The following is a 9,861-nucleotide window of genomic DNA, read 5'->3' as shown; positions in this document are numbered from 1 at the left end:
ATCTCCCACACCGAGAAATCGAAGGCGTACGAGTGGAACAGCGTCCACACATCCTGCGGGCCGAAGCCGAACCAGGCATCGGTGGCTTTGAACAGGCGCAGCAGGTTATGGTGCGGCAGCAAGGTGCCTTTCGGCTTGCCGGTGGAGCCCGAGGTATAGATCACATAGGCCAGATTGTCCGGCTGAGTCAGGTGCTCCAAATTCGCGCCACTGTAGCCGGTCAGATCATCTTCGAGAGACAAGCTGCGCACGTGCGCCGGCACCGGCAGGCCTGCCAGCAGATGGTCTTGAGTCAACAGCAACTGAATGCCGCTGTCTTCCATCATGTAGCTCAGGCGGTCCTGCGGGTATTCCGGGTCCAGCGGCACATAGGCGCCACCGGCCTTGAGGATCGCCAGCAGGCCGACGATCATCTCGAAACCACGCTCCACGGCGATGCCCACCAGCACATCCGGCCCCACGCCCTGCGCGCGCAGCTTATGCGCCAAGCGGTTGGCGCGGCGATTGAGCTGGTCGTAGCTCAGCGTCTGCCCGGCGAAGGTCACGGCGATCGCTTCAGGCGTGCGCGCCGCCTGCTGCTCGATCAGCGCGTGGGCGCAGGCCGAGCTCGGATAGCTGTCAATGACCTGCAGCGGCGCTGTGCTCAGCACCAACTCACCCAAAGCCCGCTGCGACGAGTCCGCCAACCCTTCTAACAATTCGACGAAGTGTGCCGCAATCTGCCCGACAGCCGATTCGGCGTAGCTGGCGCGTTCGAACTTGAAGCTGGCCGACAGTTTTTCGCCCACCTGGGCCACCAGCGTCAGCGGATAGTTGGTCTGCTCCTGGCTGGCTACCTCGCCGAACACCAATCCCTGGGGAGCGCCTTGCTGCAGCGCCTCCGACACCGGGTAGTTCTCGAACACCAGGATATTGTCGAACAGCGCCTCGCCGCTCCAGCCGGCCCAGCGCTGGATCTCGTACAGCGGCGTGTGCTCGTGCTCGCGCAGGGCCAGGTTCAACCCTTGCACGTGCTGTACCCAGTCGCCCACGGTCTGCTCCGGGCGTGGGCTGGCGACCACCGGCAAGGTGTTGATGAACAGCCCCAGCTGCTCCTCGACGCCCGGCAGTTCGGCCGGGCGGCCGGCCACGGTGGCGCCGAAGGTCACGCAGGCCTGCCCGGTGTAGCGCTGCAACAGCAACAGCCACGCGGCCTGGACCAGGGTGTTGAGGGTGATCCGCTGGTCCCGGGCAAACTCGCCCAGGCGCTGGGTACGCTGTGCATCCAGGCTGATCTGATGCTCGGCCTGCCCGTGGCCCTGGGCTTCGGACCTGAAGGCCTGGGCCAGCCGCGTGGGCTCGTCCAGTTCCGCCGTGCGCTCGCGCCAGAAGCGCTCGCTGGCGGCCTGGTCCTGGCGTTGCAGCCACTGGATATAGTCGCGGTAACGGCTGTTCTTGCCTGCCGGGGTGAAACCGGCGTAACGCTGCAGCACCTCACCGAACAGGCGCGAGCTGCTCCAGCCATCGAGCAGGATATGGTGGTTGGTCAGCACCAGCTGGTACTGCTGTTCGGCGCTGCGGATCACCGCCAGGCGCAGCAGCGGACCGCTGGCCAGGTCGAAACCGGCACGCAGGTCGGCCTCGGCCCATTCCTGCAACGCCCTCGGCAGATCGGCCTGGTCACGCCAGTCGAGCTCGACCAGCGGCAGCCGCGCCTGGCGCTGCACCACTTGCAGGGACTGGTCGTAGCCACTGAAGAAACTGCTGCGCAGCACCTCGTGGTTGTCCACGGTAGCCTGCAAGGCCGCGATGAAGCGCGGTACGTCCAGACCTTGCACTTCGACGCGAGTCTGGTTGATGTAGTTGCCCGTCTCCTGCTGGTACAGGCTGTGGAACAACATGCCCTGCTGCATCGGCGACAGCGGGTAGATGTCTTCGATGTTGCCCGCCGCCACCGGCAGCGCCGCCAGCTGGCGCTGGTCGAGGCTGGCCAGCGGGAAGTCCGAAGGCGTCACCCCCGCCACCCCTGGGGTGGTGCAGTGCCCGATCAACAGGCGCAGTTCCTCGGCGTACTCGTCGGCAAGGCGCTGGATCTGTCCACGTTCGAACACGGCGCTGCTGAAGCTCCAGTCCAGCGCCAGTTCACCGGCGTAGACCTGGCCATCGATGCTGAGCAGGCTACCCAGCGGCGCCTCAGGGCTTTGCCCCTGCCCCGCACCTTCCGGCGCCGGGGTGAACAACCCTTGCTCGCTGTCGAAGCTGCCGTCGAACTGCCCCAGGTAGTTGAACACGATGCTGCCCTGGGCCAGGGCGCCGAGGGTTTCGCGGGCCTGCGCGTCACCCAGGTAACGCAGTACACCGTAGCCGATGCCCTTGGCCGGCACGGCGCGCAGTTGCTCCTTGACCGCCATGAGCGACGCGCCCAGGTCATCGGCGGGGGTCAGCTTCACCGGGTACAGGCTGCTGAACCAGCCGACCGTGCGGGTGATGTCGAGGTCATCGAACAGGTCTTCGCGGCCATGGCCTTCCAGGCGGATCAGTGCGTGCGCCTCGCCGGTCCAGCGGCGGATGACCCGCGCCAGCGCCGTCAGCAGCAGGTCGTTGACCTGGGTGCGGTAGGCGGCCGGCGCCTCCTGCAGCAGTTGCCGGGTCAGTTCGGCGTTCAAGTGGGTGCGCACCGATATTTCATGCTTGCGCTGCTGGCCACCCTGCAGGTTCGCCCCAGGCAGGACGTCGCTGACACCCTGCAACTGCGCCTGCCAGTAGGCCAGCTCGGCCACCAGCGCGGGGCTGCGGGCATGCTCGCGCAGATGCTCGGCCCAGGCCTTGAGCGAGCTGCTCTTGGCCGGCAGCACCGGCGCCTTGCCGGCCAGCAGTGCCTGGCAGGCCAGCTGCAGGTCTTCGAGCAGGACACGCCAGGACACGCCATCGACCACCAGATGGTGGATCACCAGCAGCAGGCGCTGTTGCCCCGCGGGCAGGTCAATCAGTACCACGCGCAGCAGCGGGCCATTCTTCAGGTCCAGGCTGCGCTGGGCCTCATCGGCCAGCTCCGGCAGGCGTGCGGCATCGTCCAGCTGATGTACCCACAGCAACTGCTGCGCGTCGACCGGCGAGAACTGGCCTTGCCACTGCCCCTGATCCTCGCTGAAACGCAGGCGCAGGGCGTCGTGCTGTTCCAGCAGCAGTTTGAGCGCAGGTTGCAGCAAGGCTGCCGTCAACGGCTGGCGCGGGGTCAGCAGCACCGCCTGGTTCCAGTGGTGGCGCTGGGGAATCACGGTGTCGAAGAAACGCGCCTGGATCGGCAGCAACGGCAGGCTGCCGCTGACCTGCTCGACTACCTCGGCCGCCGGTTTCTTCTCGATCAGCTTGGCCACCGCCGCCAGTTGGCCGATGGTCTGTTTCTCGAACAGCTGCTTGGGGCTCAGCTTGATGCCCTGGCGCTTGGCGCGGGCAATGATCTGCAGGCTGAGGATCGAGTCGCCGCCCAACTCGAAGAAGTTGTCGGTGCTGCCCACTTGCTCACGCTTGAGCACCTCGCACCAGATCGCGGCGAGTTTCTCTTCGATTTCCCCCACCGGCGCGACAAAGCGCTGCTTGGCCACCACCCCGGGTCTGGGCAGGGCACGCTTGTCCAGCTTGCCGTTGGCGGTCAGCGGCAGGCGCTCGAGCAGCAGCACCTGCGCCGGCACCAGGTACTCCGGCAGGCGCGCCAGCAGGGCCTGGCGCAGGGCCTCGGCCTGCAGCTCGACACCCGCCGCCGGCACGGCCCAGGCCACCAGTTGCAGGCGCGTGGGGTCGCTGTCCAGGGGCAGTGCCAGCACCACGGCCTCGGCCACGCCGGGCAGGCCTTGCAGCACCTGGCCGACCTCGCCCGGCTCGACCCGGTAGCCGCGGATCTTCACCTGGTCGTCGCCACGGCCCAGGTATTCCAGCACGCCCTGGTCCAGGCGTGCGCGGTCACCGGCACGGTACAGCCGCTGGCCGTTGTCACCGAACGGATCGGGGACAAAGCGCTCGGCGGTCAGGCCCGGCTGGCCGACATAACCCTGGGCCAGGCCCTGGCCGCCCAGGTACAGCTCGCCGGCCACGCGCTCGGGCAGCGGATTGAGGTAGGCGTCCAGCACCCGCGCCTGGCCGTTGTCCAGCGGCCGGCCCACCGGCACGCTGCGCCAGCCAGGCAGGCGCGCGCCGACTTCGTGGGTAAGGATGCCCACGGTGGTCTCGGTCGGGCCGTAGTGGTTGATGATCCGGCAGCCGGGCTTCAGGCGGCGGATCTGCTCGATCAAGGCCCAGGAACTGGCCTCGCCACCGAGGATCAGCAATTGCTCGGGCAACACCCGCTCCGGCTGCGCGGCCTGCAACAGGCCCTGCAGGTGGCTGGGCACGATCTTCAGCACATCGACGCGGTGCTCGGCCATGTAGCTGGCGAAGGCATCGGGGTCGAAGCCCTGGTCGTGGCCCAGCAGGTGCAGCAGCCGGCCCGAGGCCAGCGCGCCGAACAGCACGGTATGGCCAAGGTCGGCGGCCACGGTGGATACCATCGCCAGGCTGGCACCGGGCTGCACGTCCAGGCGTTGCAACACGCCCTGCAGGTAGTTGGCCAGCGCCCCGTGGCTGACCACCACGCCCTTGGGCTGCCCGGTAGAGCCCGAGGTGTAGATGATATAGGCCGCCTGCTGCGGCAAGACACGCACCGCCGGTGGCTGCTCGTCGTAGTCGCCATACAGTGAAGTGTCATGGGCCACGGCGCGGCAAACGCCCAGCCCCGCCGCCTGGTCGTCGCCCTGGGCATGCACCAAAAGCTGCGCGGCGCTGGCCTGCAGCAACTGCTGCAGGCGCTCGGCCGGCTGGCGGCTGTCCAGCGGCAGGTACACCGCGCCCAGCTTGAGCACCGCCAGCAGGCTGGTCACCCACTCGATGGAGCGCTCCTGGCACAGCGCCACGGTCATGCCCGGGGCGATACCCTGTGCCTTGAGGTAATGGGCGAAACGGTTGGCCTGCTGCTCCAGCTCGGCATAGGTGACCGTACGATCCCCCGCGCGCAATGCCGGCTGCCCGGCCCCGGCTTGCAGGCCCTGACGCCACAGGGCGAGAAAATCCTGCTGCGGCCAGCCTTGGGCAGCGGTTTCAACCTGCGCGGCCTGGGCATCCGGGTGGTCGAGCAACGCCGCGTCGGGGTGCTCGACAAGCGTACGCACCACGGCCTGGAACGAAGCGGCCATGCGCTCGATGGTCGCGGCTTCGAACAGGTCGGTGCTGTAGGTGAAGTAGCCTTGCAGGCCGTCGGGGGTCTCGGTGAAGTCGTAGGCCAGGTCGAAGCGCGCATCGCTGCCCTCGACCGAAAAACCGCTGACACTCAGCTCACCCAGCGTCTGCCGGGCCTGGGCGCCGGCCTCGGTGTCGGCCATGTTCTGGTTGATCTTCACCTGGAACAGCGGGTTGTGGCCCAGGTTGCGCTCCGGCGCCAGGGCGTCGACCAGGTGCTCGAACGGCAGTTCCTGGTGCGACTGCGCGCCACTGACCACCTGTTTCACCTGCTCCAGCAGCGCCGCGCCGCTCTGGCGCTCGTCCACCTGCACCCGCAGCACCTGGGTGTTGATGAAGAAGCCGATCAGGCCTTCGACTTCCTTGCGGTTGCGCCCGGCGTTGGGCGCGCCGATGCGGATGTCGGCCTGGCCGCTGTAGCGCGACAGGGTCACGGCCAAGGCCGCGAGGGTCAGCATGAACACGGTATGGCCCTGGCTGCGCGCCTGGGCTTTGAGCTTGGCCGACAACGCCGCCGGCACATCGCTGCGCAGGGTCGCGCCACGGTAGCTGGGGTGCGCCGGGCGCTCGTGGTCCAGCGGCAGGTCCAGCACCGGGTGCTCATCGCCCAACTGCTGCTTCCAGTACTGCAACTGGCGCTCGCCCTCGCCGGCCTCAAGCCAGGCGCGTTGCCAGATCGCGTAGTCGGCGTATTGCACCTCCAGCGGCGGCAGGTTGGCGTCACGGCCCTGCGACAGCGCTTCGTACAGGTGCACGAACTCCTGCACCATCAGCTCGCCCGACCAGCCGTCGGAGACGATATGGTGCATGCACACCGTCAGCACGTGTTCGGTTGGAGCCAGGCGCAACAGCCGGACCCGAAGCAGCGGGCCTTGCAGCAGGTCGAACGGCGCATCCAGCGCCTCGCGCACCGCAGTACGCAGGCACTGCTCGATGTCCTCGCCCGGCCCGGCCTGCACCTCGCGCACCTCCAGGCCAACGCCCGGTAGTTCGAGGACCTGCTGGTGGAACTCGCCCTGCTCGGAGACGAACCGCGTGCGCAGGCTCTCATGGCGCTGCACCAGCGCCTCCAGGGCCTGGGCCAAGGCCTGCTGGTTCAGCGCACCGCTCAGGCGCACCGCCATCGGCACGTTGTAGAAGCTGCTGTGCGGCTCCAGCTGCCAGAGGAACAGCATGCGCTGCTGGGCATAGGACAGCGGGATGCGCGGGCTGTCGTGACGGGTCACGGCGATGGGCAGCAAGCGGAAGCTCTGCCCGGTCTCGCGCATCTTGTCGAGAATCTGCCGACGCTGCTCCAGGGCAAGGCCCACAAAGCGCTTGGCGATACGTTCTGCTGTGCTCTTGTCCATCTCAGACGCCCGCCATTTCATTCATCATTCTTTCGATATCGGACAAGCCGTCCTCGCTCAACGACAAGCCGGTGCTGGCACAGGCCTGGGCAAAATCATTCAATTGCGGTTTCTCGAATAGCAGGCGCAGGGGGATGTCGATGCCCAGGCCCGAGTTGATCTTGGAAATCAGCTGGGCCGCCAGCAGCGAGTGCCCGCCCAGCTCGAAGAAGTCATCGCCCAGGCCCACCCGCTCGACCTGCAGCACCTCGGCCCAGAGCGCCGCCAGCTGTTGTTCCAGCTCACTGACCGGGGCCACGTAGGCCGGCTGCGACTGGCGGGTATCGGGGGCCGGCAGTGCCTTGCGGTCGAGCTTGCCGTTGGGCAGCAACGGCATGCGTTCGAGCAGCACCAGGTACATCGGCACCATGTAGTCCGGCAGGCTGGCGCCCAGGTGCGCCTTCAGCTCGGCGCGCAGGGCGTCCTCGGCCTCGGGCATGGTGTTGGGTACCAGGTAGGCCGCCAGTTGCTTGCCGCCGGGGCCATCGATATCGACCACCAGTACCTCGCGCACCGCCGGGTGCTCGCGCAGGCGCGCCTCGATTTCGCCCAGCTCGATACGGAAGCCGCGAATCTTCACCTGATGGTCGATACGCCCGGCGTACTCCACCACGCCGTGCTCGCGATAGCGTGCCAGGTCGCCGGTGCGGTACAGGCGCCCGCCCGGCGTTGTCGCGAACGGGTCGGGGATGAAGCGTTCGGCGGTCAGCCCCGGACGATTGTGATAGCCGCGGGCGAGCAGCTCGCCACCGACCAGCAGTTCACCGATGGCGCCCGGCAGGGCCAGGTCGGCATCGGCGTCCACCAGGTGGATCGAGCGACCGCCCAGGGCCTTGCCGATCGGGATCTGCACCGGCAGGGGTTGCTCGCCGGTGACATAGGCGCTGCAGTCGTGGCTCATGACGCTGACGGTGGCCTCGGTCGGCCCGTAGGTGTTGAGCAGCCGCACATGGCCTAGCCCGGCCTGTTGCCAGGCCAGCACGCCATCGGCGGCCATGGCCTCGCCCCCCATGTGGATGCGCCGCAGCGAACCATAGTCGCGCGGCCCCTTGGCCGCGAAGTCCTTGGCCAGCAGATACCAGTAGGCGGTCGGCAGGTCGGCGAAGGTGATGCCCTGGGTCACCACTTCACGGTAGAAGGTCTCGCTGTCCCACAGCGTCGGGCCGCGCAGCACCACGCTGGCGCCGCAGATCAGCGCCGGGTAGAGCTGCTCGACGAAGGCGTCGAAGTTGAAGGTGGAGAACTGCAGCACCCGGTCGGCCGCCGACAGGCCGCAGAAACCCTGGGCGACATGGGCATGTCGGCTCAGCGCCGCAGCGCTGATGCCGACGCCCTTGGGGCGCCCGGTGGAGCCGGAGGTGTACATGATGTACGCCAGGTTGTCGGGGTCGCCCAGCGCCGGCAGCGCATGGCTCGGCCAGGCATCGAGCGGCTCGCTGTCCAGGCACAGGCTGCGCACCTGCGGTGCCACCGCCAGGGCTTGCAACTGGGCGCTGTGGCCAAGCAACAGGGCAATGCCGCTGTCCTCCATCATGTAGGCCAGGCGCTCGTGCGGGTAGTCGGGGTCCAGCGGCACATAGGCGCCGCCGGCCTTGAGCACGCCCAGCAGGCCGACCACCATGTCCAGGCTGCGCGGCAGGGCGATGCCCACGCGTACGTCCGGGCCGATGCCCGCCTCGCGCAGGCAATGGGCCAGCTGGTTGGCGCGCAGGTCCAGGGCCTGGTAGGTGAGCTGCTGCCCTTCGCAGATCAGCGCCGTGGCGTGCGGGGTACGCGCGGCCTGGTCGGCGATCAGCTGCTGCACGGTGCGCTGGTCAGGGTAGACCGCCTCGTGGCGGCTCCACTGCCCGAGGATGACCTGGCGCTGCGCCTCATCGAGCAGCGGCAGCTCGACGATCCGCTGGGCAGGCTGGGTGCTGACTGCCTGCAACAGGTTGAGCCAGTGCGCGGCCATGCGCTCGATGGTGGCGTGCTCGAACAGGTCGCTGACGTAGGTCAGGGTCGCGCCGAGGCCGTCCTCGCTTTCGAAAGTATCCAGGGCAAGGTCGAGGTGCGCCGTGGGGTTGCCCCAGCTCAGGCCTTCGATGCTCAGCCCAGGCAGTTCGCGCCCCTGGTCCGAGCGTTGGGCCTGGTGGTTGAACATCACCTGGAACAGCGGGTTGTGGCTCAGGCTGCGCTCCGGCTGCAGCGCTTCGACCAGTTGCTCGAACGGCAGATCCTGGTGCGCCTGGGCCTGCAAGGCGGCGTGCTTGACCTGTTGCAGCAACGCGCTGAAGGTCGTGTGCAGCTCGAACTGCGCCTTGAGCACCTGGGTGTTGACGAAGAAGCCGATCAAGCCTTCGGTCTCAGCCCGGGTGCGGTTGGCGATCGGCACGCCGACACGGATGTCGGCCTGCCCGGTCTGGCGGTGCAGCAAGCTCTGGAACGAAGCCAGCAGCAGCATGAACAGCGTCACCCCTTGCTGGCGCGCCTGCGCCTTCAAAGCCTGGACCAGCGGCGCCGGTACCTCGATGGCGAGGCTGCGACCGGCGTGGCTTTGCACAGTGGGCCGTGGATGATCGGTGGGCAGTTGCAGCACATAGTGCTCGCCGCCCAGCTGCGCCAGCCAGTAGTCCAGCTGGCGGGCCTGCTCGCCGGCCTCCATCCACTGGCGCTGCCAGACGGCATAGTCGGCGTACTGCACCGGCAAGGCCGGCTGTTCGGGTTGCCGGCCCTGGCTCAAGGCCAGGTAGGCGTCGACCACTTCATCGACCATGATCGGCATCGACCAGCCATCGGCGACGATGTGATGCAGGGTCAGCACCAGCACGTGATCGTCCTCGGCCAGGCGCAACAGGCGTACTCGCAGCAGCGGCCCCTGGGTCAGGTCGAACGGGCGCTGGATCTCACGAGCCACGCGCTCGCGGACCGCCTCGGTGGAGGTGTCCTGCAGCGATTCCATGACCAGGGTGAACGTCGCGGGCGCGTGGATACGCTGCTGCGCCTCGCCACCTTGCTGATCGAAGGTGGTGCGCAGGCTCTCATGGCGAGCGATCAGGCTCTCGAAGGCCTGACGCAACGCTTCGGGGTTCAGCCGCCCCTTCAGTTGCAAGGCTGCAGGGATGTGATAGGCGGCGCTATCCGGCTCCAGTTGCCAGAGGAACCACTGACGCTGCTGGGCGTACGACAGCACCAGCGGCTGGTTGCGATCCGCCACGGTAATGGCGGGGGCCTGGCTGGCTGCACC

2 protein-coding genes are annotated in these 9,861 nt (G+C 67.8%); both read right to left on the bottom strand.

The window, feature by feature from the left end:
- Positions 1-6,596: non-ribosomal peptide synthetase (locus tag DFS21_RS26350; protein ID WP_146603175.1), on the bottom strand; the 6,596-nt coding region annotated here is incomplete at its 3' end.
- A 1-nt stretch (position 6,597) separates the two neighbouring features.
- Positions 6,598-9,861: non-ribosomal peptide synthetase (locus tag DFS21_RS26345; protein WP_146603174.1), on the bottom strand; the 3,264-nt coding region annotated here is incomplete at its 5' end.

The organism is Pseudomonas sp. 2848 (assembly GCF_003253945.1).
Classification (GTDB): domain Bacteria; phylum Pseudomonadota; class Gammaproteobacteria; order Pseudomonadales; family Pseudomonadaceae; genus Aquipseudomonas.
This window is presented reverse-complemented; position numbering and strand designations above follow the sequence as displayed.